We start from the raw sequence: 25,175 nt of genomic DNA on the forward strand, positions 1-25,175 counted from the left end.
CATAGCTATTTATCGATATGCAATCAAACCTTTATGTCTAAGAAGGGGAGATAACCAGAGTGCGGTATTGTGTGACCAGCAGGGAAAAACCATGAGACCTCTCATATCCAGTAGCTTCAAGATCTATAAGTATAAAGACCTGTAAGGCGTCATACACATTCATTGTTTATTTAAAAAAAGTGAGCAAGATGACTTATGTAGTTAAAAAGGATTGCGTTCATTGTCGTTTCACTGACTGTGTGGATGTATGCCCTGTTGAGGCTTTCCATCAAGCTCCAACTTTTCTGGTTATTAACCCTGAAGTTTGTATTGATTGTGGTGTTTGTGAACCTGAGTGTCCAATTGATGCGATAAAAGCAGATTCCGACTTATCTGACGACGAAATCGAATGTTTAGGGTGGAATTTAGAGCAGTCTACGATCTTGCCAGTCATTGCTGAAAGCCAAGAGCCTTTGGTGTAGCACGCTCTACTGATAAATACCCGTTTTTTACCGATCTATTTAATTTTAGAGGGACTTGAAATGAATACGTCTACAACTTCTTCTGCGGCGCAAAGTTTGATGAAAATCATCGCGGATATTAAAAAACTACCAGTTGACACGATAGAGCTTAGTGATAGTGATGATTTTATTACTAAATACAATTTAGATAGCCTTGATTCGGTATCACTTACCGTGCAAATCAGTTCTGAGCTCGGTGTTAATTTTGGTGAGTCAATGGATGATATTGATGCACTAGCCTCGTTTGGAACGCTTGTTGAACTTATTGAAAGCAGAACGGTGTAGTTGGAGATAAAGATGTCTACTGCAGTAGCGTTACCCCAACGCATTCAATATTGGGCAGCTTATCACGGTGATCGATTAGCCGTTGACGACGGTAGGTGCAAGCTTTCCTACTGTGAACTAGGCAAGAAAGTATCTTCGCTGGCAAAGGCGTTAAATGCTCGAGGAGTACTGCCCGGTGATCGGGTTCTTATTCACATTCAAAAGTCTTGTGATGCCGTAGTTGCACTTCTCGCGACACTCTCTTTAGGTGCGGCTTATGTCCCTTTAGATACGAAATCTCCCAAAGACCGCATTTTATCTATCGTCAAAGATGCAAAGCCAAGCTTGATTCTTTATGCATCCGCTGAACCGCTGTGCGATACAGTCGAAAACTATACAATCTTAGATATGTGTCATGTTGAGGATGTGGAAAACTATCAAGTTGATGACTGGTCTTTTTGTCCTGAAAATGATGCGTACGTACTTTATACATCCGGTTCTACTGGCGTCCCAAATGGTGTGCGAATAAGTCATCGTGCCATGATTGATTTCTTTAATGCGGTTAACGTCTATATGGGTGTGGAACAACGTTCTCGTTGTTTAAATACCTCAGCGATGTATTTTGACGTATCGGTTGTTGATACGCTGCTTCCACTCTATCAGGGAGCGTCGGTTTGGCTGAGTCCCGAATTTCCCATGCCATTACGGATAATCGAATTAATTGAGCAGGAACAAATTACGCATCTTTGCGGAGTAGGTTCGACACAAACCGTTTTAACGTCAACGCCAGGTTTTGAACAGCGTTCTTGGCCACAATTAAAAACCATCATGACAGGTGCGGAAGTACTTAATCCAAAAACCATGCAGCAATGGATAGATGTGGCACCGAATGTACATATTTTAAATGGGTATGGACCGACTGAAGCAACATGTGTCTGTACAGTGTTTACCATAAACGCAGCAAACGTGGATAAATATGAGGCTTACCCCATTGGCTCGCCCTTAGCGGGTATCTCTGTATTGATCGATGAGAGCAATGACAGCGAATCAGAACAAGGTGAACTTTGGATTGCAGGCAGTCAGCTTTTGACTGGCTACCTCAACCGTCCAGACCTTAATGAAAATCGTATCGTCGTTGTCAATGGCACACGCTATTACCGTACTGGTGATTTAGTCGAGCGTGATGATCAGGGAAAGCTTATCTTTCTTGGTCGATGCGACGACCAAGTTAAGGTCAGGGGATATCGAATACATCTTGATGATGTAGCGACACCGTTTCGAAACCAGAAAGAGATCAGTGATGCGGTGGCAGTCAACATTAAACACGATCAATTAGGGGAGTGTTTAGTCATTGTCGTGAACACGAATTCGTCATCGGATCGATGGGCAGCGGTATTTGAATCGGCCAAAAGCCTTTTGCCTCCGTATATGCGTCCTAAATTTTGGTTTTCCGCCGCTGAGTTTCCATTAAAACCTTCGGGCAAGGTGGATGCAAAGCTTTTGCGTCAAATTGCCGCTTCCCAAGCTTTAACGTTAAGTCAGAATACTAATATTAATGCCTTGACTCTCGAATCATCAGAGGTGGTGAGTGATGTCTGATGTTTACTGGGGAAAAGATATTCACCCTCCTGTTTTTTGGCTGGATAGCCGATTTAAAACTCTTAGCAAAAAACTGGGTGACTGCTTCAGCCTTATTAATGAACGTAGTCAGGCCGCGTTAAATGCAGGAGGTTCCCTGGATTTTAAGGGTTACATAAGATTGCTTGATGAAAGGGGGTTGTCTGGGCTTAGGTACTCAGTTGCACAAGGCGGCACAGACGATGGGCTCTGGTCTCAAGCATTGTTTGCAGAGCGACTTGGTCATGTCATTTCGGGAGCGGTAGGTATGGGGCTCACAATTCATTATGACATGGTGGCCCCCGTCATCGCGGCCCATGGTAATACCGCTTGTCAGCAACGCTTTTTAAAGCCAGCTCTTAGAGGGGAATTGCTCTTCAGTCATGCCGTTTCCGAAGCGTCAGCGGGATCTGATTTTAGTAACATTTCCTGCACAGCTCAGCGCCACAAAGGTGGCTGGCTGCTCAACGGTACGAAGACAATGATTTCGCTCGCGACTGCCGCTGATGTTCATTTTGTTCTCGCAAGGCTCCCTGAAAAAAAAGCACCATTTCATATGGTGATCTTGCTTGTGCCGTCAAGCTTGAAAGGTGTGTCCGTTGGGCCTGAGCAAGCAACTATGGGTAATAAAGGCTGTCCTGTTGCTGATATTCATTTAGACAATGTATGGGTAGATGACGATTGTAGGCTAGGCGCACAGGGCCTAGGTTTTGTAATTCAGCTACAGCAATTTGTTCAAGAGAGGATCGTGTCTTCCCTTCGAGCCAATGCCGCAGCCCGGCGTGGGCTAGACAGATTGATCTCGCATACGCAAGAGCGGTTGGTTGCTGATCAAAGGCTGATTGATCGTGACAGCTGGCAACACAAAATTGCTGACCTGGAAAGTGACTGGGCAAAATGTCGGGCGTTGACCTATCAGGCGCTAGAAGCATGGGCAGAAGGTTTACCGTATGAAAGCCTTTCATCAGCCAGCAAATTGCTTTCTTCGCGCTTGGTTCGTCGTGTCGCTCGAACTGCGCTTCATGCGGGTGGTGTTAATCATTATCAACAGCAATCCGAACTGGCGCAGTTATATACCGATTCTCGTTTATTTTCCATTTCGACAGGCTCTGATGAAATGATGCTGACCAGCTTGATCGCTAGCGAAAAATTTGCGCAAACGATACGAGGAGAGCAGCGATGATGTTTGACGTGGATAGGCAATATAAAGAGAAGCTGGATGCTTGGTTTCAGCGCCAGATACTGGCGCAGTTAGAGCATTGGCAACAATATGCGCGACCGCAAGTCCGTAAATTGATTACCTCCTTGAATGAGCACCAACTTCTTACGTCAGGTTGGCCTGCGCCATGGGGCAACAACGACATTAGCCAACAATTGTATCTTCACTATTGTATTGCACAGCAACCCATTGGTGGATTGGGTCTGTGTTTGGCATCTCACCTTGATATTGGGGGGCGACTCCTTCAGCGATATGGCACAAATCAGCAGCAAGTGGCATGGCTACCTAAAGCATTGACTGGCGAATGTCTGCTGGCGCTCGCTATGACTGAGCGCAACGCTGGAAGCGATCTTCAAGGCATTGAAACCTTTGCTCAAAAAACGGAATCAGGGTGGAGTCTGACAGGGCACAAGGCAAGTATTACCAATGGTGCAGATGCTGATTTAGCGATAGTGCTGGCGCGAATTCAAGCTGGGCGCTCACCTTTATCCTATGCGCTGTTTTTAGTCCCTCTAAATAGCCCAGGTGTAGACCGACATGATCACTATGACTTATTGGGGTATGAGGGATGCTTGGGTGGGTTCGATCTCAACAATGTTGAGTTGCCCGTGGATGCAATGATTGGTCTACCCGGTCAAGGGTTAATCACGCTGCTCAAGCACTTGGACTTTGAGCGACTTTTGATTTCTGCACGTATTGCGGGTTACGGGAAGTTTCTCCTAGAACAACAGTTAACTGAACTGAAAAAACGGAAAACGTTTGGAAAGCCGTTGATTGATCGTCAGGCCGCAGCTTTTGATCATGCTCATCTTTGGGCTGAGTGGGCGGGTTTTCAAGCGCAGGCCGAGCAGTTAGCAAAAGTGCTCCAAGCTGGGAAAACAGCCACCCGAGAAACCGCCATGCTCAAGCTCAATGGCAGCCGATTATTAGTACAAACGGCTGACCGATTTCTCCAGTGGAGTGGTGGGCGCGGTTACATGGAAAGCCACGCAGCCGCCCGCGCGTATTGTGAGTCCCCGGGGCTGGGGCTGGCTGGCGGTAGTGAAGAAACACTGATTGGAGTAATCGCACGAGACTACCTCTGAAGGACATTTTCCCATGATGTATAACAACAATAAAAAAGACATTGAGTTATTCGATCTGCCAGATTTCCAAGATCAGGATTTTCAGTGCAACCCGTATCCATACTATGCCGCAGCTCGCAAAGAACACCCGGTTTTCTGGTCCCCGCGGCACAGACAGTACTTTGTATTGAGCGCTGACGCATTACACCATGTCATGGTTAAGCGTGATTTCATCGTGGATACACCATTCCGAGCATCCCGCATCCTGTTTGGGCGCACGGTCATGGATGTTGATGGTGAGGAGCATACGCGATTACGTTCTATCATCAATGGCAGTTTTGTTCCCGCTCGTTATGATGACTATGTTGAAAATATTGTTAGACCCGTTATTCAGGAGCAGTTGGCTCCCCTTCGGGCGAAAAATGGCGGAGATTTTATTGGAGAATTTGCTAACCACATTCCCACCAAAGTGATGTCGCAAATCATCGGTATTCCTGTACAAGATTACCGAGAGTTTTTCGAGCTCACTTTACCGATAATTCGATACTTAGACGTAGCAAACCGCGAAACCCTTGTTGCTGCTAAAGCGTCAATGACAATTTTGAAAAAAATGGTCATTACATTATGTGATCAGCAGCGCTCTGAACCCGATAACAGTGTTATCGGCGGTTTGATTCAGGCCCAGCGAGATGGTGCCTCGATTAGTGACGATGAAATTATTCGCCAGATTGGGCTATTGATTCCCGCTGCAATAGATACGACGAATCGGCTGATTGGTAACGCACTGTACTTACTTACCCAAAATCCCGAATGGCAAGCGCGATTGCGTGAACAACATGCTCTACTGCCCGCTTTTGTAGAGGAAGTAATGCGTTTTGAGCCACCGATCCACTCCAGTGTAAGAATCTGCAAAAAATCGGTTTCTGTGCTCGGTGTAGAACTTGAACAAGGAGCCCTGCTGAATATCAACTTTGCTGCGGCTAACCGGGATGAAAGTCGATTTGATAATCCAAACGAGTTCAATCCGCTACGAGCCAATGTGAAAAGACATTTCAGTTTTGGCGGCGGGAAACATCAGTGCATGGGTCGTCTTCTGGCTACCCGCGAAGTCATCGAGGTGCTTCAGGCAGTTCTGGCCGATGCGCGCCAACTTACATTTGCATCGGGCTACTCACCAGCCATCGAAGGTGTGGCGTTCCGCTCACCTGCACAATTACATTTACAGTGGAAGTAACGGTATGATCGCCACGAAAGAAATCACACAGCATAAAAGCCGCATCACAGGGAAATCTTGGCAAACGTTGAACAGCGTTTACTATGATTGTCACGTCGTTTCTCTGGCTCAGATATTACCTAAAGAACTGTACTATCCGTGGTTGACTCTGACTGCATTGCCTTTCATTGAATCTCAATGGCGTGGTTTAAGTTGTCGCAATGCTCTGGACTCGGAGCACAAGCGGGATGAGGTGCTGTTTGATCAGATGGGTCTTTCTAAGCAACTCGTTCCGATCACTGGGGATTTGGAACAACAAATTCGATCTACGGTAGAAGAGCAGGGATACTGTATCTGCCGTGTTGATAGCTACTATCACGAGCATTTTGATGAGTTTTACCTCAAGGAACACCGTACTAATGGTCACAAAGTAACAGTGATCGATTGGGACGACGAATATTATTACGGCATTGATAACTTGGGTATTAAAACTTTGGTCATGGCTTTTCGCCGTGACTGGTTTATTGAAAGTATCCGTTCAAACCTGTTCCATGTCTATGAGAAAGAGGACACATTTTATTACCTGCCGGATGACAGTATTACGTCGGCAATGACGCTGTTATCCAACCATCAAACGAGAGTGGTAAACGCCATTACTCATTGGGCCACACATCGAAAAGCGAATGCGGATGCATTTGATACGTATTTTTCACAGTTTTCAGACGATCTTGAAGCAGGCATGCCGCGCACTTATGCCCAAGTACATAATTCTTACACAACGGCCTTAATGATAGAAACTGCTTACACGGCAATTTTGGAAAGTTGGGAATATGATCCAATGCCATGGCAACGGGTGTTGCCTGATTCCCAAGAGGTGTTCGAAGCACTGTCTATCTGTGTAAAAGCTTGGCGAATGTTCAAGATGCAATGTAAAAGCCGTGATGTCAGTGTTGCTGTCTCGGACAAGCAATTGCTCACCATATTGAATCAAGTGGTTGAGAGAGAAAATCAGCTTTCAGCCTTAGTACAGCAATCTATAAAAACACTCACAGAGCTTGTTTAACCCTCTAATTAAATTGGAATTAATTGAGAATGTACACGCAGACCGAATACATGATCTCCCAATTGGCTAAATGCCCACTGGATGAATGGTTAGCAGAACTGCTAAAGCAGCCTGAGCAAGTATGGCAGAGCTTGCATGCCAATTTTGGCTTCCGCCATCAACTTTATGCGTATGGTAAACAACTGTGTGATATTGCACAAAAACTTCAAAACCCAGACGACGCTGAATCGAAACAGGCAGCGTTGACCGAGATTCACCGAACGCTTGAGCTGATATATAACCAAGACTTTGTCGTTCCTAGCTACGAAAACCTGAACACCGATACACAGCCGCTAATTCGTGATTTGGCAGCGCAACTTGAAGCCGCAATGCTCTCGGCAGAGCATACGCTGATAGATTTAGAGCTGATCAACGCGTACCCAAAAAACGGTGCTGAATACGTAAAGTGGTTGCAACGTTTGATCAGTCAGCATCCCTCTAGTGTTCACTCAGTATACAATGAGTACCTTTCTAACCATGCCGGACCGGATGAGCTTGCCTACTATTTTGCTCAAGAGACGACGCTAGACCCCCGATTTGATGACATTCTTGCGTTGATGCAAATTGGAAATCAGGTGGATGTAAAGCTAGAAATTGCTCAAAACTACTGGGATGAGATGGGTAATGGTAACCTTCACGAAGTCCACAGTCGCTTGTTCGCGCAAGCCTTGAACGATTTATCTATCACACCGAGTTATGTTCGTGAGCATATTCTGCCAGGTGCCCGAATCTCGGGTAATTTATCGGCTTGCTTAGCGCTGTCTCGGCGGCACTACTATAAAGCAATTGGTTATTTTGGGGTGACAGAGTACCTTGCTCCGCGTCGATTCAAGCACGTCGTTAAAGCTTGGAAGCGGAACGGTTTGCCGGAAGTCGGTATTGTCTATCACGAGTTACATATCGGCATTGACACCGTCCACGCGAAAGCTTGGCTTAATAAAGTTATTGCCCCACTTATCGACCGTGACCCGCGGTTAGGTAGAGAAATAGCGCTTGGCGCGCTTATTCGGATGAACAGCTCACAGCGATATCTGGATCAGTTGCTTGAAAAGTTTGATACCAAAGGCATTCCCCGCCACATCGGTCAGGCGACAGCCTAGATTACCGTTGAATGATGTTGGCGGGCTTTACAAGTCGGCTGAGACTTCGTCGTTTTTATTAGTCTTAAGGAGTAAGCATGAAACCTATTCATATCGCGTTGGCAGTCACCGAGCTTAATGCATCCATTGCTGAATATACTCATCGTTTAGGCGTAGAGCCAGTATGTGTTGTTCCGGGAAGGTACGCCTTGTGGCGGACTGCACAATTGAATTTCTCTATCAATGAAAAGCCTGAGATAGCGGGGCAGTTACGGCACCTTGGTTTTGAGGATCCCAACGCGCCAAACCTGACAGAATCACACGACTGCAATGGCATTATGTGGGAAAGATTTACCGCCGAGCAGCAACGTGACGAAATCTTTTCCTATTGGCCTAATGCAGACTATCCGGAATCGAAGCTATGAGTCTCTCGCAGATCTTTGGGAATAGGTTGGCGGCGTCAACCACTGTGTTAGCAGTGTTAAGTGGTTTGGCGGTAATGCTTATCTGGTCGGGGTGGATTGTGTTTTCCAGATTAGGTTTGCAATCAACGCTGACAGCCTCCGATATGACGCTGTTGCGGTTTGGAACAGCTGCGCTGTGCACGCTGCCACTGGCGATCAGGTACCCATGGAAACGCGTAAAAATGTACCGCGTGCTAATAGTGGGCTTGGGGTGTGGATTTCCTTATACCTTACTAAGCTTCTATGGCTTAGCATTGAATCCCGCAGCTTATGCAGGTGTGATCGTTAACGGTTCTTTGCCTATTGTAAGCGGCATTCTTTGTTGGATATTACTGAAAGAAAAGCCCTCGCTGGCTATGGCTGTTACAGTTGTCTTGCTGGCGATTGCAAACGCTCTACTGTGGTACAACACACATGAAACTGAGTTTTATGCAGGTGGTGTTGTTTTGCTGTTTAGTGCAGCATGGGTTTTAGCAATTTATATGTTGGCGGTAAAAGTCTGGAAAGTGGCGTTGAGTGATATTATTGTGTGGGTACCTTGGTCGAACACGCTACTGTTTATTCCGCTATGGGTATTCATGCCCTCGCAATTAATTCACGCGAGCATTGGCGAAATTGGGTTTCAAATGCTTTATCAGGGTGTTGTTGTCAGTTTGGGAGGGCTACTGCTTTTTTCATATGCGATAAAAGTGCTTGGGCCGATGACAAGCAGTCTGTTTATGGCATTCGTGCCGGTGGTGACGGCAATATTGGCTATCCCTATTCTTGGCGAGTTACCCGTAGGGATGCAATGGGGAGGCGTGATATTGTGCTCTGTTGCACTGTTGGGACATCAGTTTAAATGGTTCACCTGAAATTCCCGCTGACCACTTATGCATGTTGACTCAATAGTGATGTTAAGCAGTAGTTATGGACACCTTCATAAGAGACTAAAATCACTCTGTGAGGTGACCAATGAATACCAAGAAAAAAAGAAAATTTCATTTTCCTGAATTCAAAGCTGAAGCATTGAAACTGGCTGAGAAAACAGGTGCGCCCTTTGCTGCAAAAGAGCTTGGCCTGAAAGAATCTCAACTTTATACATGGCGTACCGCTGCCAACCGCAAAAAGACAGTCAGTGAACGAGAGTCTGCATTAGCTACCGAAATCAAGCGGCAGTTAGCTGAGCAAGCAGAGGAGCTTGAAATCCTAAAAACTCCCAACGGGATTCATCTCTTCCCTGTGAAATAGAAACTCTTTGAACAGCTACACTGCTTTTTACGCTGAAGGGAGCGGCCGTCCGCCTATTGGTGGTCTACCTCGTGCGTATTCTGGTAACAATGAACACTCATTCTGGAGTATCGGGTTTTGGCCTGCAAATTGCTAATTAAAAGGGGGGGCGCAAACCCCCATAAAGCACCATTTGAATCTCCTTTATGGGTTAGTTCATTTTAACGGTCGTTTTTTCAGACCGTGGTACGGAGGTTCGACCAACCTCTGTACCTCCCACCAAATCGTGCAATTTTGCCGTCTAACTTTTTATCGTCTACTTTTCTTCTTTAGTGTTGAGATCAGCAGACGACTTTGACCGATAGCATGAAAATTGGCTACGCTCGTATTAGTACTTCAGATCAGAATCTGAATTCGCAAATTGATGCGCTGAGAAAAGCTGGTTGCGAGAAAATTTTTCAGGATGTTGCCAGCGGAGCAAAATCAGACCGACCCGGTCTTGAAGATCTTATGAAAGCAATCCGGCCTGGTGACATGCTGGTCATTTGCAAATTGGACCGACTGGGACGATCACTCCAACATCTTGTCTCTCTGGCCAGCGAGCTGATTGAGCAGCAAATCGGCCTGATTAGCCTCAATGATCCCGTGGATACTTCGACGCCACAGGGAAGGTTAAGCTTTAATCTATTTGCGGCACTGGCTGAATTTGAACGAGAGATTATCAGGGAACGCACCCGCATCGGCCTAGAGTCTGCACGGCTGCGTGGTCGCAGAGGTGGTCGGCCTAAGGGGCTACCCGAGCGGGCGCAGAAGATCGCTTGTGCTGCAGAGACTCTATATAAAGAGGGGCAATTAACCGTTGATGAGATTGCGTCTCATCTGGGCATTTGCAAATCGACACTTTATTCCTATTTGCGGTATCGGGGAGTTCCCATAGCCGGAAAAGTTGACTGAAGGAAACTTTTTCAGTCCGAGCATTAATAAGAAATTAATAATAAGACGAAGTACAAATGGTTGCAATTCATGAAACCGCCTATCCCCGGTTGCGTTCGAGAACGACCTTCAAAGACTTGAAGGGGTCTATTTGGGAGCCCTCCCCGGACGAGCTGAAATGGATTAAGCAGGTCGTTACCAAGTCTCTGCACCGACATGTATTGTTGATCCATCTTAAAATGTTCCAGCATCTGGGGTATCACATTGCCTTCAAAGATATACCAGCTGGTTTTATACAGTACTATGGTAAGACATTGCGTAATCGATCTACCGTTGAATCCGTCAGACGTGATGCTCACAGCTCTCGTCGGTCGTTTTACATCAAGCAGATCAGGCAATATTTGGGCGTAAGGCCATTTGATACTGATCTAGCAGAACAGGCTATGGCAACATCTACTGAAACACGCCACTACCAGCAGGATATGATCAATGAAGTCATTGAGCTTCTGTTGAAAGACCGGTGTGAACTCCCGGGCTTTTCAACACTGAACAAAATGGCTATCAGTGCCCGACATAAGTTCAACAGCAACCTCTACTTAAGCTATTGGCAGAAGCTTTCAGCGAAAGGTAAAAAGCAGCTAACCGAATTGCTGGAACAGGAATCCTGGGATCGACTTAAGCCCATCAATAGAAAAGTGAGTCGCAATAGTGCTTCCGTGCTTCTCAATCAACTGCAATGGTACCAGGATATTCGGAAAAACCTTCCTGTCCTGCCGGAAATGACACCTGAAAAGTGCCGGGCATTGGAGCTTGAAGCTTGCGCCCAGAATCGATCAGATATGGAAAGCATAAAACCGGAGAAACAGGCTTTACTGCTTGCTTTGCTGTTGCGCTACCGGCACGCCCAGGTACTCGATGACATTGCCAGTATTTTTTTGAAATTGCTTCGGAGCATTCATAACAGGGCACAGACCAAACTGCAGGAGTGGCAGAAAGGCAAGACGAAGCAACAGGAAAAGCTCATTGCCCAGCTAAAAGCGGTCAGTCAGGCTTACCAGCAGGAAAGCACAAGCCCAGACCCTACTCTTGAATCCATTGGCCAAGCCCTGAAAAACAAACCTCAGGAAGTCATCAAAGCTTGCAGTGAACTGCTGGAATACTCTGATGGCAACTACCTGCCTTTCACCATTCCTTCTTACAGATACCATCGAGCCAGCCTGCTTACCGCAATGTCGTTATTCACTATGAGGACGGCCTGTAATGACTATCGACTGATACAGGCATGGCATTTTGTCAACAAGCACCAGAAGTCACGCAAAACCTGGCTGGATATGAGTGATACACAAATCAGTTGGGACTGGATACCGGCCAGAAAGTGGTGGAGGCTGGTTACCGGCACCGATAAAAAGACAAAACAAGTCGTAAAGGTACACCGGCTTTATCTGGAGCTATGCCTCCTGACTCTTGTTGCTGAAGGCCTGCAATGTGCAGATCTTTTTATTGAAAACAGTACCGAATTCAGTGACCAGCGTCTGCAGCTCATCAGTGATGATGAGTACCGGGACGGCGTGGCTGACTACTGTGATATGGTCGGTTTCCCTACTGATAAAGTCGCCTTCTGTCAGGATCTGAGACAGCGCCTGAAAGCTGTATGTCAAAAGACGGATATGGCTTTTCCAAGTAATACTCAGGCAAAGATAAAGGGTGGCGAACTGGTCATCTCTCCTATTCGTGCCGAAGAGAAACCCGCTGAACTGGAGGCTCTTGAAACGCTGATTCAAGAACGGACAGCATCAATCAATATTCTTGATTTACTGACAGAAACAGAGCAATGGCTCAATTTAAGCAGGCACTGGCGACCGCTATCAGGGCAGCAAAGCCGTATCGACAACCTTGAGGAACGCTTTGTACTGGCTCTACTCTGCTATGGCTGCAACCTGGGATCGGCTCAGCTATCACGATCAGTAAAAGGAGTCAGCCGCAAACAGATTGCCCGTATGAACCTGAAATATAGTTCAGAAGAAGGCCTGAGCCAATGCATTAAAGAGGTGATTAACGCCTACAACAAGTTTTCTTTACCCGGCTACTGGGGAACAGGGAAGAGTGCCTCAGCGGATGGTACAAAATGGGATCTGTATGAAAATAACCTGTTATCAGAATACCATGTTCGATATGGAGGATACGGCGGCATCGGGTATTACCACGTCTCTGATACCTACATTGCCTTATTCAGCCGCTTCATCCCCTGTGGAGTCTATGAAGCGATTTATATCCTGGACGCCCTGTTAGAGAACCAGTCAGATATACAACCAGACACATTGCATGCCGATACCCACGGGCAAAGCCTTGCAGTATTTGGTTTGGCACATCTGCTGGGAATAAAGCTGATGCCCCGCATCAAGAACATAAAAAGGCTGATATTTTATCGCCCTGAGGCTGGGCTAAAGGTTGATAACCTTGGTCCTTTGTTCCGGGAAACTCTGAAATGGGAACGGATTGAGGCTTGCTGGGATGATATGCTGCGAATTGCCATGTCCATCAAAGCCGGAAAGATCTCAGCATCGACCATCATCAAACGGCTCAACAGCAAAAGCCGAAAAAACTCTGTGTACTATGGGTTCAGAGAGCTGGGCCGGGCTGTAAGAACTCTTTTCCTTCTGGAGTACATTCAGGACACAGGAATGCGGAGAATGATTAACGCCGCAACCAACAAAAGCGAAAAGTTCAATGACTTCTCTGCGTTACTGTTCTTTGGTAACAAAGGCGTCATAAGGGAGAATGACCGGAGCCAGCAGGAAAAAATCATCAAATACAATCACCTGACTGCCAATATGGTCATACTTCACACAGTCGAAACTCTGAGTCGCACATTGACTGAACTACGAAAAGAAGGGCATGAAATCACGGATGAAATGCTGAGCCGCCTCTCACCGTACCGTGACCATCACATCAATCTTCTGGGGGATTACCGGCTGGATCTGCACCAAAAGGTACGACCGTTAGAATTTGATATTTTTCCTAATAAAAACAATGTAGTTACGTGAATTTTATGAAGATTTGTCTCGGTTACGGGCCAAGTACCGACTGGGATTTCAATGACCTCTAATCCTGCTTTTTTCAGCAGAGTCGATCCATTCCTGGTTTTGTAATCACCACTCACGTAATGAGACGGTCCCTGAATTTCAATCACCATGTTGTGATCTGGCAGTAACAGGTCAACCGGAGGTAATGAATTCAGACACTTTCCTTCTTCAATCTTCAAAGAGGGAATGGGTGATTGGAGTTGATTCCGGAACCCGGCTTGAGGTTTTGACCTGGTTGTCTGGTAATGGAGGACGAACGGGCAAGGTCTCCCAAGCCATCTGGCGGCCATGGCAATGACGGATTGATCCTCTTCATTATCCGGAGATGTATTTTGCAGGCGATGAAACAGGTCATCCATGGGTTTATGAGGGGTAAAAACACCTGCTGAAGTCAATGAATGAAATGTTGTCGTCAGGCTTCGCCAACTCCAACGCCGTGTTGCGGTAAAATTTTTCAGCAGACATATCAGCTGGCTTTGTTCAGTTCGATTTAACGGTCTTTTAGACGCTGACGTGTATTTTTTAATTGAATTGGTATACTGGTTGTTTTTTCTTTTTACTTTCTGGGTGGTCTCTTTGCTCTTGTGAATTTTCTTCGGCGGTTAAGTAACAGTAATCTGAGGGGTGCCAATCTTTATCGGCAGCAACGTATGCGTTATCTGTCCACCCTCTTTTAAGTGATACAGCGTCATGCCCGTGTACCGGGATGTGTATTCTGGACTTTATTTGTTCAATACGTCGTTTTATTAACCTTTTGTCCAAAAGCTCGTTAACCGGGATTTCAATAACCTCAAATCCTGCTTTTTGCAGCAGCGCAATTTTCAGCAGAGTCGAACCATTCCTGGTTTTGAAATCACCACTTACGTAATGAGCCGGTCCCTGAATTTCGATAACCATGTTGTGATCTGGCAGTAAGAGATCAACCGGAGGTAATGAGTTCAGACACTTTTCTTCTTCAATCTTCAAAGAGGGAATGGATGATTTGAGTTTATCGCGGAACTCGGCTTGAGGTCTTGACCTGGTTGTCTGGTAATCGAGGACGAACGGGCAGGGTTTCCCGAGCCACTTGGCGGCCATGGAAATGATGGTTTGATCCTCTTCATCATCCGGGGATGTATTTTCCAGACGAGAAAACAGGACAGCCAGATGTTTTTCAAGCACATCTTGTTTATTGACACTGGCCACCAAAGATAATCTGGCACAGGACACCATTACTCCCCAGAGAGATATCAATATCCCTTGCTGAGAGAGCGTCGGGTTGTTACTGATTCTCTGGACAAGAGATTCAAACGTAGAGGTAAACACGTTCAGCTCGATAAGCTCACCCAGTTTTGCCATGGCCCACAGCAGGTTGGCAATATGCATGGGAATAAATTGATCTTTCTGTTGGTTTACATAGGGTATCAGCGTGACCACGGCCTCTGTGAGCACTGATCTCGGCTCCTGTTTGTTGTCCACCAGTTTTGCCATGGCCCACAGCAGGTTGGCAATACCCAGTGGGTGAAGGTTAGCCTTTTGTGCGATCACGCAGGTCAACAGCGCGGCCACGGCTTCGTTGAACTCTGGTGTCTGCTCCTGCCTGTTGTCCAAAAGTTTGGCCATTGCCCACAGCAGGTTGGCGATATGCTGAGCTGTAAATTGGTCTTTCTGTGCGTTCACATGGGGCAACAGCACGGCCACGGCCTCATTGAGCTCTGGTGTCCGCTCCTGCCCGTTGTCCAACAGTTTCGCCATGGACCACAGCAGGTTGGCAATATGCTGAGGAATAAATTGGTCTTTCTGTGTGTTCACATGGGGCAACAGCACGGCCACGGCCTCGTTGAGTTCTGGTGTCCGCTCTTGCCCACTGCCGACCAGTTTCGCCATGGCCCACAACAGGTTGGCTATACCCTGGGCATTAAATTGATCTTTCTGTGCGTTCACGTGTGGCAACAGCGCGGCCAGGGCCTCGTTGAACACTGGTGTCAGCTCCAGCCCGTTGTCCAACAGTTTCGCCATGGCCCACAGCAGGTTGGTGATCCCCTGTGTTTTAAAGTGAGCTTTATGTGTGTTCACGTGGGGCAACAGCCTGGCCAAGGCCGCGTTGAGCCCTGGTGTCTGTTCCAGGCCGTTATCCACTAATTTTGCCAAGGCCCACAGCAGGTTGCTGATACCCTGGGCATTAAGTTGGTCTTTCTGAGCGTTTACGCAGGGCAAAAGTGCGGCCACCGTCTTTTTGAGTTCTGGTGTCTGCTCGTGGCCGTTGTCAACGAGTTTCGCCATGGCCCACAGCAGGTTGCTGATACCATGGGCATTGAATTGGTCTTTCTGTGCGTTCACGCAGGGCAACAGCGCGGCTAAGGTTTCTCTGAGCCTTGGCGACTGCTCCAGCCCATAGTCCAGCAGTTTCACCATGGCCCAGAGCAGACAGGCGACCTGGTTAGGAGTAAATTGGTCTTTCTGTGTGTTCACGAAAGGCAACAGCACGGCCACGGCCTGGTTGAGCTCTGGTTTCCGCTCCGGTCCGTTGTCCATCAGTTTCGCCATGACCCACAGTAGTATGGCGATTTCCTGGGTTTTAAAGTTGGCTTTCTGTGCGTTCACGTGGGGCAACAGAACGTCCACGGCCTCTATGAGGCCTGATGATTGCTCCAGCCCGTTGTCCACCAGTTTCGCCATGGCCCACAGCAGGTTGGCGATGTTCTGAGGAATAAATTGGTCTTTCTGTGCGTTCACCTGTGGCAACAGCTTGGCTACGGACTTTTTGAGTCGTGGTGATTGCTCCAGCCCGTTGTCCACCAGTTTTGCCATGGCCCACAACAGGTTGGCGATATGCTGAGGAATAAATTGGTCTTTCTGTTCGCTCACCTGAGGCAACAGCGCGGTTACGGCCTCTTTCAGCCCTGGTACCCACTCCAGGCCGTTGTCCCCCAGTTTCGCCATGGCCCATAGCAGGTTGGCGATTTCCTGTGGTTTAAATTGAGCTGTCTGTGCTTTCACGTGGGGCAATAGCGCAGCCGCGGCCTCTTTGAGCCCTGGTGTTCGTCCCTGCCCATTGTCCACCAGTTTTGCCATGGCCCACAGCAGGTTGGCGATTTCCTGGGTATCAATATCCCCGGATTCAGGTTGCAGATTGCAGTTAAATTTTATTGCATCAAATAGCGTTGACAATATGTTGGCTTGAGTAAGTTTAATACGTTCATCCATGGGGTTATGAAGGGTAAAAACACCGGCTGAAGTGAATGAATGAAGCGTTGTTGTCAGGCTTCGCCAATTCCAACTCCGGGTTGCGATAAAATTTTGCAGCAAACGTATCAGCTGGCTTTGTTCCGCTCGATTTAACGGTCTTTTAGCAGCTAACGTGTATTTTTTTATTGAACTGGCATATTGACCGTGATTTCTCCCATCATAGCGGTGACCGAAACGATTCGATTTACTCAACAGACCAGCCATTCTTTCCTGTTTGATGAGGTCATTGAAATCTTGAACAGGGTCTACTGAACGGCACTGCAGGTGTTGAGAAGGGCATACGGCAGAAGAACGGTAATATTTATGACGCCACGGTTTAGTGCGCGGGGTACTATCCCTCTGGCTGACCGTGGCATGTCTATACCGACCACGCCTTAAAGAAGCGGCATGGTCATCCGGTTGTCTGTAATCATTATCTGGTCTTGCGTATCTACCACTGATACCAGCAGAGCTTCTGTCCATAATTATATTTCATTAATTCATGAGAATATAAAAAAGCAGACTGCTGTTCTGTTCATAAGTTCATTTTAGTGAAATGTCTATAATTCCTGAATCCGTTAATGATCAACATGAATCTGCCGATAAGCAAGTGGACAACAACAGTGTGATATGACAATCTGATGATTGTTACATTTTGTTGATCTTGATGTTGATACTGCTTTTCTACGCAAGGACTTGCGTTCAACCTAGAGAAAAACCAGAGTTTTCCATGCAAAAAAGGACTTTATACATTGGTAACCTGGCGTATACCGCCGTTGAAGAAGACCTTGAACAGGCTTTCGAATCATTTGGTGTCATTGAAGATATCAAACTGATGAGGGATCGGGAGACTGGGCGCTCAAGGGGCTTTGCATTCATCACCTTTGAAAAAGAAACGGAAGCTGAAGCCGCCAGAACTATGGATGGCAAAGAAGTAGCCGGGCGGCCATTAAGAGTAAATGACGCTCGACAGAAGGAATCTGGTCAGCGAGATTCAGCCAAAAGACAACCAAGGTCTTTTAATAACAACTTTAACCGCTAAAGGTTTAATCTGAAAGTGCTTTAAGCTTTGCGGAAATGTGCTCACTTTTTTGCGCAATATGCTATACCAGTTGCGACACATCCTAGGGCAGCCCCCCAGATACAAACCGCAGCAGCAGAAGGAAACATTGCGTGATAAGGATAAGGAGCGGCGGCAGCTCGAGCTTGATCAACCATAGCCACCGTACAAGCCCCGGCAGCAGCCCCGGCGGCTGTGGCATAACGTAGGGGAACACCAGCAACAGCTGCAAGAGTCCCGATAGTAGCAGTGGGAAAAAACGTAGCAACCGCCGCAGCAGTGGCAACAACCTGGGACGGTTTAAAAAAACCATCACGAATTACGTTAAGGGCAGTGCCGATACCGGAGATGCTGAAATAATACAGAGCAGTTTTGCCAAAGATTGGGATAGCTTTTATCAAAATATTTACTGCCCGGTCATACAATGGGATACATTTTATCCGTTTTACTTCATCATCAGTTAATTGTTTTGTACATAACAGACAGTTCTTTTGGCCAGAACTTTCAATCCATCCCTGCATGCATGATCTACCAAAGGCATGTCCGCATGTTAGTTTGAAGGGGCTGCATTTTTCAGAATCATAACATATTAAACATGCAACATCGTCAACAGCATCCATATGAAAGCCTCACAGTTTCATCCTCAAATGCTGACATCTTTATCTGGTCACTCTCTTTCCTCATACGCCAAATGAGCCAGGGCAGCTCCCATGGCAGCCCCCCCGAGACAAACCGCAGTATCAGAAAGATTGAGCACGCCACAAGCAGCTGCAGTATGATTAAACGCAACCCCACCACAAGCCCCGGCAGCAGCCCCGGCAGCAGTAACAAAACCTATGGGGGCATCAGCAGCAGCCCCGAGAGCCCCGATAGCAGCCACAGGAATAAACACGGCAGTATTTGCAGCAATTGCAATCAATGAGGCAGGATTCAAGGACCCGTTAAGAACCACGCCAGCGGCAAAGCCTGCGTACAAACTACCGAGATACATTGAAGCAGTTCTGCCAAAGATTGGGATAGCTTTTATCGAAATATTTACCACTCGGTCATACAACGGGATATAGTTTATCTGTTCTACTTCATCATCAGTTAATTGTCTTGTACATATCAGGCAGTTTCTCTGGCCAGAACTTGCCATCCATCTCTGCATGCACGATCTGCCAAAAGTATGTCTACACGTTAGTTTGAAGGGGCTGCATTGTGCTGAATCGTGACAGATTAAACAGTCAACGCCGTCTGTAACACCCATATAAAAAAACTCACTGTTTCAATTTCTGACATCTGATGGTATCTGCTGACATCTGTATCTGGTTTTGGTTCCCTATGGGGTCCGGGAACTATGAAGAGTACTCTTGTGAAGGGTGCCCGCTAAAATTCGGCCAATAAACAGGGAAGTCTATTCTCGGTCAGCCTCCTGAGCGCTTTTCTGTGATTCAAAAGCAGCACTGATTAACTCTCGCGTATAGGCTTCTACAGGCTGGTTAAAAATCTGACGGGTAGTTCCCTGTTCGACAATCTTTCCCCCCTGCATCACGACAATTCGATGACTCATGGCTTTCACCACCGCCAGGTCGTGGCTGATAAAAATGTAACTGAGGTGGTATTTTTTTTGCAGGTTGCGCAGTAAATCGATGATCTGGGATTGAACGGTTCTGTCCAGCGCTGACGTTGGTTCGTCCAGCACCATCAGCCTGGGTTTCAGCACCAGAGCCCTGGCAATGGAGATACGCTGGCGCTGGCCACCGGAAAACTCATGGGGGTAACGGTGACGACACTCCGGGTCAAGGCCAACATCGTTCAATGCTGCGATGATCTGTTCTTCACGATTAGTTTCGGTGGCCAGTTTATGAATATCTAGGCCTTCACCAACAATATCAGCAACCGTCATGCGTGGGCTGAGACTGCCAAAGGGATCCTGAAACACGATCTGCATTTCCCGTCGCAGTGGCCGGAACTGGTCCTGGTTCATCGTGTCGATACGGGTATCTTCAAACCTGATCAGGCCCTCTGATGTCTGCAGTTTCAACAGTGCCATGCCCAGGGTTGTTTTACCGGAACCAGACTCACCAACAATGCCCAGGGTTTCGCCCTGGTGAATGGTGAGCGATAAATCAGTGACCGCCTTCACATGGCCTACGGTTTTTTTGAAAAAACCTTTTTTGATCGGGAACCAGACTTTGATCTTTTCGCCATTGACCAGCGGCATGGCGTGTTCGTTCAGTGGTTCAGGTTCTCCGTCAGGTTCGGCATTGAGCAGGTCGATGGTGTAGGGGTGTTGGGGCGCTGTGAACACGGATTCGGTGACGCCCTGCTCAACAATCTCACCGTTTTTCATCACGCAGATTCGATCCGACACATGGCGTATCAGATTAAGGTCGTGACTGATAAAGAGAATGGCCATACCCAGTTTCTGCTGAAGGTCCGCCAGCAGACTGAGAATTTGTCGTTGCACGGTTACATCCAGAGCGGTGGTTGGTTCATCGGCAATCAGCAGTGTGGGTTCACAGGCGAGGGCCATGGCAATCATGGCCCGTTGTCGCTGTCCACCGGACAGCTCATGGGGGTAGGCCTTTAAACGGTTTCTGGCATCACGGATGCCCACCAGTTCCAGCAGTTCCAGTGTCTTTGCCGTTGCTTCTGTGTTTTGCAGGCCAAGGTGTATAGCCAGTACTTCACCTATCTGCTTTTCAATGGTATGCAGTGGATTAAGCGCTGTCATCGGCTCCTGAAAGATCATACTGATCTTATGGCCACGAATTTTGCGCATTTGTGATTTGGACAAATCCAGCAGGGCCTCATCGGCAAATGCTATTTCGCCAGAGCAATGGGCGTTTTCGGGAAGCAGCTGCAGAATGCTCAGGGCAGTGATGGACTTGCCGGATCCGGACTCTCCAACCAGGCCAACGGTTTCTCCGGCATTGACAGAGAACGACACACCTCTAACGGCTTCAACACGGTGCTCACCCTGTTGAAAACCAATCCGGAGATTGTTAATGGCCAATAATGGCTTATCCATAAATGTTCGGTTCTCTTTAATAGTATTTTCTCGGGTCCAACGCATCCCGGCACGCTTCACCAATAAACACCAGTAACGTCAGCATAATCGACATGACCAGGAACGCGGTAATTCCCAGCCAGGGTGCCTGAAGGTTGTTTTTGCCCTGGGCAATCAACTCACCAAGAGAAGGGGAGCCAGCTGGCAGGCCGAAACCCAGGAAATCAAGGGAGGTCAGGGTGGTAATGGCTCCGGTCAGAATAAATGGCATAAACGTGACCGTGGCGATCATGGCATTGGGTAAAATATGGCGGAACATCAGACGCCCGTTGGTCATCCCCAGGGCCCTCGCGGCCCGAACATACTCCAGGTTTCTGCCCCGAAGAAACTCGGCACGCACCACATCCACCAGTGCCATCCACTGGAATAACAGCATAATACCCAGCAGCCACCAGAACCCCGGCTCGACAAAACTGGCAAGGATGATCAACAGGTAGAGATTGGGCATGCCCGACCAGATTTCAATAAAACGCTGTCCGAATAAATCGATTTTTCCGCCGTAAAAGCCCTGCAGAGCGCCAACCGCAACACCAATGATGGTACTGAAAAAGGTCAGCGCCAAACCGAAAAGTACCGAAATGCGGAAGCCGTAAATCACCCGTGCCAGTACATCACGCCCCTGGTCATCGGTGCCCAGCCAGTTTTCAAGGGAAGGGGGGGCGGGGGCAATACGGGCGTAATTTATGGTGTCGTAACTGTAGCGAATGGGCGGCCAGAGCATCCATCCTTTGGGCTCGATCAGTTCTTTGGCAAATTCCTGTCGGTAGTCCATTTCCAGTTCAAACTCTCCGCCAAAGGTGGTTTCCGGATAGGTGACCAGGGTCGGGAAATAGGGGCTGCCATCGTACCAGAGCAGCAGCGGCTTATCGTTAGCCACCACCTCTGCCAGCAGGGTTATGACGAAGAGAATGCTGAATAGCCAGAGCGAAATATAGCCTCGGCGATTCTGCTTGAAATTCTGCCAGCGGCGCTGGTTGAGCGGATTAAGTTTGAACCTTGTCATTCCACGTCAGTCCCTGGCTTCGAAATCGATACGGGGGTCCACGACGACATAGGTGAGATCGCCGAGGAGTTTGATCAGCATACCCAGCAGGGTAAAGATATAAAGAGAGCCAAACACCACGGGATAATCCCGGTTGATGGCCGCTTCATAGCCAAGCAGTCCGAGCCCATCCAGAGAAAAAATGATTTCAATCAGCAAGGAGCTGGTAAACAGGATGCCAATTAATGCCGCAGGGAAGCCGGAAATCACCAGCAACATGGCATTACGGAAGATATGGCCGTACAGGACTTTACGGTCATCCAGTCCTTTGGCCCTTGCGGTTTGCACATACTGTTTATGGATTTCATCCAGGAATGAATTTTTGGTCAGCATGGTCAGTGTGGCAAAACCACTGATGACCATACAGATAATGGGCAGTATCATGTGCCAGATATAGTCCTGTATCTGACCCATAAAACTTAATTCCTCGAAGTTGTCCGATACCAGCCCTCGTAGTGGGAAAACGTTCCAGTAACTGCCTCCGGCAAACAGCACGATTAACAGAATGGCCAGAAGAAAGCTTGGAATCGCATAACCCGTGGTGATCACAGCGCTTGACCAGATATCGAACCGGCTGCCGTGTTTTAATGCCTTGCGAATACCCAGCGGAATGGAGATCAGGTAGATGATCAGGGTGCTCCAGAGGCCCAGTGAAATAGAGACCGGCAGCTTCTCCTTAATCAGGTCGACCACTTTGGCATCGCGGAAGAACGAGTCGCCAAAATCAAAGGTCAGGTAGTTTTTGATCATCTGCACAAACCGCTCATGGGCTGGCTTATCAAAGCCGTACAGTTGCTCGATATCTTTGATCAGTTCCGGGTCAAGACCTCTGCGTCCGCGATATTCGCCGCTCTCATCCAGGCTCATCTGTTGGATTTCGGCATTACCGGAGCCTCCGATTCGGCTGATGGCATTGACTTCAAAACCCTCAAGTTTGGCAATCATCTGTTCCACCGGGCCACCGGGGGCGGCCTGAATGATAACAAAGTTCACCAGCATGATCCCGAACAGGGTCGGGATCATCAGGGCAAGTCGGCGCAAAATATAGCTGCTCATGGAGGGTTCCTGTTAACGGTTTTTTCTGCGGCGATAAATCCAGACAGGAATAAGGCCCAGCAATATCAGTGCTGAGTATAACCATGAACGGTCGTTTTCAGCGTTACCGGCGGGGTCGCTGGCATCGCCATTGTTCCGGGATGAATGGGTTGTTGCATCCGGTTGACTGTCGATCCACCAGGTATAAATGTCGGTACTGTACAAAGGTTCTGATTCTGGTCTGATTAATCGGCTGGAATGGGCGATTCGGTCATAAGGGTAGTACCACTGGGGAATCAGGTACTCACCCCACAACAGCACCCGGTCCAGCGCTTTTACTGCAGTGGTAAGCTCCTCTCTGCTGGTGGCATCAATCACATGGTCAATCATGGCATCCACTACCGGATCTTTGATTCCCATGTAGTTACGGCTGCCTTTGGTGTCTGCCGCTTTACTGCCCCAGAACCCCGTCTGCTCATTACCCGGAGAGGCCGATTGGCCATAGCCGGCAACGATCATGTCATAGTCAAAGTCACGAATACGGTTGATGTATTGGGAGATATCAACGGTTCGGATCTTCAGTTCAATACCCATTTGTTCCAGATTTTTCTTGAAAGGCAGCGCTACCCGCTCAAGAGAGGGTTGTCCGAGCAGTAACTCAACCTCCAGGGGTTGGCCATTGTTATTGACCAGCTTGTTGTTCTCAAGGGTCCACCCTGCTTTTTTCAATAGCCGCAGTGCTTTTTTCAGTTGCGGCCGGATATTGCCGGAACCATTAGTCACCGGAACGCTATAGGGTGTGGTAAAGAGTTCTGCCGGTAACTGCTTGCGCCAGGGCTCAAGGAGTTTCAGTTCATCCCCCTCAGGAATGCCGGTGGCTTCCATGCCTGAATTGCCAAAATAGCTCGTCGAACGAAGGTAGCTGTCATGGAAAAGGTTACGATTCAGCCATTCGAAATCCATGGCATAGCCCATGGCTTTTCGGACCAGGGGATCCTGCAGGAAGTCCCGTCGCAGGTTGAAGGCAAAGCCCTGGATAGGCGCAGGGTTTCGGGTAGGGATGGTGGCCAGAATCAGTTCGCCGTTGTGAACCGGGGGCACGTCGTAGGCCGTGGCCCAGTTTTTGGCAATATTTTCATAGCGCAGGTCATATTCGCCCGCTTTCAGTGCCTGCAGGGCAACATGTTCGTCCCGGTAGTAGTCGTAACTGACCTCATCAAAATTATATCGGCCCCTGTTAACGGGTAAATCTTTGGCCCAGTAATCCTTGACCCGCTGATAGGCAATGCTCCGGCCGCCATCAACACTCTTAACCTGATAGGGGCCACTACCAAGGGGGATTTGCAGTGAGGCAGAGGAAAAATCATTTTCATCCAGTTCCCAGTGATGTTTAGGGAGCACAGGCAGCTCTGACAGAATAAAAGGCAGTTCAGGGTTATTGCTATGTTTGAATGTGAATTTGACCCGACGATCAGCAAGCACGGTGACGGTGTCCACATCGGAATAGTAACTGCGGTAGAAAGGGTGCCCCTGACGGGTCAGCAGTTCAAAGGTGTATTTTACATCGTCAGCTGTGATGGGCTTACCATCATGGAAACGGGCGTCGGGGTTCAGGTTAAAGGTAATGCTACTGTTATCAGGGGCTTTTTCTGCGGACTCGGCGATGAGTGTATAGAGGGAGAAAGGCTCATCACGGCTCTGGGTCATCAATGTGTCATAAATAAGCGCGATACCGCTAACCGGGGTTCCTTTGTTGGTGTATGGATTGAGGCTGTCAAAGGTACCACTGGCAGCCATACGAATACTGCCGCCTTTGGGGGCCTCCGGATTGACATAATCAAAGTGCGTAAAGGGCTTGCTGCCATATTTCGCTTCACCGTGCAGCACCAGTGACGTTTTAGCGATGACCTCGTGCTCAGACCCGGTGGTATTTCCAGAGGCAGTGGCTGATGACCCGCTGGAATAAGAGAGAGTCACCCCAAGGGTCAGCGCTGCAAGTGTAAGATAACCAGAATTCATGACCATCATA

At 47.9% G+C, this 25,175-nt stretch carries 21 protein-coding genes and 1 pseudogene; 14 read left to right on the forward strand and 8 right to left on the reverse strand.

The features are described 5' to 3' along the window. Window positions 1-188 precede the first annotated feature (188 nt). The 13 genes and pseudogenes from ACO6V1_RS00085 (at window position 189) to ACO6V1_RS00145 (ending at window position 13,708) form a co-directional block, all read left to right on the forward strand. Window positions 189-461 (forward strand): indolepyruvate ferredoxin oxidoreductase subunit alpha, encoded by a 273-nt coding sequence (locus tag ACO6V1_RS00085; protein WP_422444821.1) that lies wholly within the window; start codon window positions 189-191, stop codon window positions 459-461. Window positions 462-521: 60 nt separating this feature from the next. Beyond that, complete coding sequence (locus ACO6V1_RS00090) at window positions 522-785, forward strand: acyl carrier protein (RefSeq protein ID WP_422444823.1); 264 nt, start codon at window positions 522-524, stop codon at window positions 783-785. A 12-nt stretch (window positions 786-797) separates the two neighbouring features. Beyond that, complete coding sequence (locus tag ACO6V1_RS00095) at window positions 798-2,363, forward strand: amino acid adenylation domain-containing protein (protein ID WP_422444825.1); 1,566 nt, start codon at window positions 798-800, stop codon at window positions 2,361-2,363. Further along, window positions 2,356-3,564: an acyl-CoA dehydrogenase family protein gene (locus ACO6V1_RS00100; protein WP_422465348.1), complete on the forward strand. Its 1,209-nt coding sequence runs from the start codon at window positions 2,356-2,358 to the stop codon at window positions 3,562-3,564. Before ACO6V1_RS00095 ends, ACO6V1_RS00100 begins: the two co-directional genes overlap by 8 nt. Continuing rightward, on the forward strand, window positions 3,561-4,685 hold the full coding sequence (locus ACO6V1_RS00105; RefSeq protein ID WP_422444831.1) for an acyl-CoA dehydrogenase family protein: 1,125 nt from the start codon (window positions 3,561-3,563) through the stop codon (window positions 4,683-4,685). Before ACO6V1_RS00100 ends, ACO6V1_RS00105 begins: the two co-directional genes overlap by 4 nt. Window positions 4,686-4,698: 13 nt before the next feature. Then, window positions 4,699-5,898 (forward strand): cytochrome P450, encoded by a 1,200-nt coding sequence (locus ACO6V1_RS00110; protein ID WP_422444833.1) that lies wholly within the window; start codon window positions 4,699-4,701, stop codon window positions 5,896-5,898. Window positions 5,899-5,902: 4 nt separating this feature from the next. Next, the gene (locus ACO6V1_RS00115) at window positions 5,903-6,940 is read left to right on the forward strand and encodes a hypothetical protein (RefSeq protein ID WP_422444835.1); all 1,038 of its coding nucleotides are present in this window, start codon (window positions 5,903-5,905) and stop codon (window positions 6,938-6,940) included. A gap of 29 nt (window positions 6,941-6,969) precedes the next feature. Then, window positions 6,970-8,079, forward strand: a complete 1,110-nt coding sequence (locus tag ACO6V1_RS00120; protein ID WP_422444837.1) for an iron-containing redox enzyme family protein — start codon at window positions 6,970-6,972, stop codon at window positions 8,077-8,079. A gap of 77 nt (window positions 8,080-8,156) precedes the next feature. Then, window positions 8,157-8,483, forward strand: coding sequence for a hypothetical protein (locus ACO6V1_RS00125; protein WP_422444839.1), 327 nt, complete (start codon window positions 8,157-8,159; stop codon window positions 8,481-8,483). Then, window positions 8,480-9,376: a DMT family transporter gene (locus ACO6V1_RS00130; RefSeq protein WP_422444841.1), complete on the forward strand. Its 897-nt coding sequence runs from the start codon at window positions 8,480-8,482 to the stop codon at window positions 9,374-9,376. Before ACO6V1_RS00125 ends, ACO6V1_RS00130 begins: the two co-directional genes overlap by 4 nt. 100 nt (window positions 9,377-9,476) lie before the next feature. Then, window positions 9,477-9,737, forward strand: a pseudogene (locus ACO6V1_RS00135) (transposase); the annotation flags it as partial. A 348-nt stretch (window positions 9,738-10,085) separates the two neighbouring features. Beyond that, a complete protein-coding gene (locus ACO6V1_RS00140) occupies window positions 10,086-10,685 on the forward strand; it encodes a recombinase family protein (RefSeq protein WP_422465350.1) in 600 nt (199 codons plus the stop codon). 56 nt (window positions 10,686-10,741) lie between these two features. Then, a complete protein-coding gene (locus ACO6V1_RS00145; RefSeq protein WP_422465352.1) occupies window positions 10,742-13,708 on the forward strand; it encodes a Tn3 family transposase in 2,967 nt (988 codons plus the stop codon). On the opposite strand, the gene ACO6V1_RS00150 is transcribed toward ACO6V1_RS00145, so the two are convergent. Next, on the reverse strand, window positions 13,630-14,106 hold the full coding sequence (locus tag ACO6V1_RS00150; protein ID WP_422465353.1) for a hypothetical protein: 477 nt from the start codon (window positions 14,104-14,106) through the stop codon (window positions 13,630-13,632). The genes ACO6V1_RS00145 and ACO6V1_RS00150 overlap by 79 nt on opposite strands. Window positions 14,107-14,269: 163 nt before the next feature. Then, the gene (locus tag ACO6V1_RS00155) at window positions 14,270-17,437 is read right to left on the reverse strand and encodes a DUF1601 domain-containing protein (protein WP_422444847.1); all 3,168 of its coding nucleotides are present in this window, start codon (window positions 17,435-17,437) and stop codon (window positions 14,270-14,272) included. A 247-nt stretch (window positions 17,438-17,684) separates the two neighbouring features. Here ACO6V1_RS00155 and ACO6V1_RS00160 point away from each other — a divergent pair, with 247 nt between their 5' ends. After that, a complete protein-coding gene (locus ACO6V1_RS00160) occupies window positions 17,685-17,996 on the forward strand; it encodes an RNA recognition motif domain-containing protein (RefSeq protein WP_269674327.1) in 312 nt (103 codons plus the stop codon). A gap of 41 nt (window positions 17,997-18,037) precedes the next feature. On the opposite strand, the gene ACO6V1_RS00165 is transcribed toward ACO6V1_RS00160, so the two are convergent. The 6 genes from ACO6V1_RS00165 to ACO6V1_RS00190 all read right to left on the reverse strand — a co-directional run bounded on the left by ACO6V1_RS00165 (window position 18,038) and on the right by ACO6V1_RS00190 (window position 25,165). Continuing rightward, window positions 18,038-18,634, reverse strand: a complete 597-nt coding sequence (locus tag ACO6V1_RS00165; protein WP_422444849.1) for an RING finger domain-containing protein — start codon at window positions 18,632-18,634, stop codon at window positions 18,038-18,040. A 47-nt stretch (window positions 18,635-18,681) separates the two neighbouring features. Next, on the reverse strand, window positions 18,682-19,005 hold the full coding sequence (locus ACO6V1_RS00170; protein WP_422444851.1) for a hypothetical protein: 324 nt from the start codon (window positions 19,003-19,005) through the stop codon (window positions 18,682-18,684). Window positions 19,006-19,410: 405 nt separating this feature from the next. After that, window positions 19,411-21,030, reverse strand: a complete 1,620-nt coding sequence (locus ACO6V1_RS00175) for an ABC transporter ATP-binding protein (RefSeq protein WP_422465354.1) — start codon at window positions 21,028-21,030, stop codon at window positions 19,411-19,413. Window positions 21,031-21,046: 16 nt separating this feature from the next. Continuing rightward, a complete protein-coding gene (locus ACO6V1_RS00180; RefSeq protein WP_422465355.1) occupies window positions 21,047-22,072 on the reverse strand; it encodes an ABC transporter permease in 1,026 nt (341 codons plus the stop codon). A 6-nt stretch (window positions 22,073-22,078) separates the two neighbouring features. Beyond that, a complete protein-coding gene (locus ACO6V1_RS00185) occupies window positions 22,079-23,167 on the reverse strand; it encodes a microcin C ABC transporter permease YejB (protein WP_422465357.1) in 1,089 nt (362 codons plus the stop codon). 12 nt (window positions 23,168-23,179) lie between these two features. Then, window positions 23,180-25,165: an extracellular solute-binding protein gene (locus ACO6V1_RS00190; protein WP_422465359.1), complete on the reverse strand. Its 1,986-nt coding sequence runs from the start codon at window positions 25,163-25,165 to the stop codon at window positions 23,180-23,182. Window positions 25,166-25,175: the final 10 nt, after the last annotated feature.

The organism is Endozoicomonas sp. ALC013, assembly GCF_049310205.1.
Lineage (GTDB): Bacteria > Pseudomonadota > Gammaproteobacteria > Pseudomonadales > Endozoicomonadaceae > Endozoicomonas.

Bases quoted from the DNA above. Each gene is read 5' to 3' on its own strand.
- ACO6V1_RS00085 (WP_422444821.1), top strand. From the start codon at position 189: ATGACTTATGTAGTTAAAAAGGATTGCGTTCATTGTCGTTTCACTGAC.
- ACO6V1_RS00090 (WP_422444823.1), top strand. From the start codon at position 522: ATGAATACGTCTACAACTTCTTCTGCGGCGCAAAGTTTGATGAAAATC.
- ACO6V1_RS00095 (WP_422444825.1), top strand. From the start codon at position 798: ATGTCTACTGCAGTAGCGTTACCCCAACGCATTCAATATTGGGCAGCT.
- ACO6V1_RS00100 (WP_422465348.1), top strand. From the start codon at position 2,356: ATGTCTGATGTTTACTGGGGAAAAGATATTCACCCTCCTGTTTTTTGG.
- ACO6V1_RS00105 (WP_422444831.1), top strand. From the start codon at position 3,561: ATGATGTTTGACGTGGATAGGCAATATAAAGAGAAGCTGGATGCTTGG.
- ACO6V1_RS00110 (WP_422444833.1), top strand. From the start codon at position 4,699: ATGATGTATAACAACAATAAAAAAGACATTGAGTTATTCGATCTGCCA.
- ACO6V1_RS00115 (WP_422444835.1), top strand. From the start codon at position 5,903: ATGATCGCCACGAAAGAAATCACACAGCATAAAAGCCGCATCACAGGG.
- ACO6V1_RS00120 (WP_422444837.1), top strand. From the start codon at position 6,970: ATGTACACGCAGACCGAATACATGATCTCCCAATTGGCTAAATGCCCA.
- ACO6V1_RS00125 (WP_422444839.1), top strand. From the start codon at position 8,157: ATGAAACCTATTCATATCGCGTTGGCAGTCACCGAGCTTAATGCATCC.
- ACO6V1_RS00130 (WP_422444841.1), top strand. From the start codon at position 8,480: ATGAGTCTCTCGCAGATCTTTGGGAATAGGTTGGCGGCGTCAACCACT.
- ACO6V1_RS00145 (WP_422465352.1), top strand. From the start codon at position 10,742: ATGGTTGCAATTCATGAAACCGCCTATCCCCGGTTGCGTTCGAGAACG.
- ACO6V1_RS00150 (WP_422465353.1), bottom strand. From the start codon at position 14,106: ATGGATGACCTGTTTCATCGCCTGCAAAATACATCTCCGGATAATGAA.
- ACO6V1_RS00155 (WP_422444847.1), bottom strand. From the start codon at position 17,437: ATGGACAGAAGCTCTGCTGGTATCAGTGGTAGATACGCAAGACCAGAT.
- ACO6V1_RS00160 (WP_269674327.1), top strand. From the start codon at position 17,685: ATGCAAAAAAGGACTTTATACATTGGTAACCTGGCGTATACCGCCGTT.
- ACO6V1_RS00165 (WP_422444849.1), bottom strand. From the start codon at position 18,634: ATGGATGCTGTTGACGATGTTGCATGTTTAATATGTTATGATTCTGAA.
- ACO6V1_RS00170 (WP_422444851.1), bottom strand. From the start codon at position 19,005: ATGTATCTCGGTAGTTTGTACGCAGGCTTTGCCGCTGGCGTGGTTCTT.
- ACO6V1_RS00175 (WP_422465354.1), bottom strand. From the start codon at position 21,030: ATGGATAAGCCATTATTGGCCATTAACAATCTCCGGATTGGTTTTCAA.
- ACO6V1_RS00180 (WP_422465355.1), bottom strand. From the start codon at position 22,072: ATGACAAGGTTCAAACTTAATCCGCTCAACCAGCGCCGCTGGCAGAAT.
- ACO6V1_RS00185 (WP_422465357.1), bottom strand. From the start codon at position 23,167: ATGAGCAGCTATATTTTGCGCCGACTTGCCCTGATGATCCCGACCCTG.
- ACO6V1_RS00190 (WP_422465359.1), bottom strand. From the start codon at position 25,165: ATGAATTCTGGTTATCTTACACTTGCAGCGCTGACCCTTGGGGTGACT.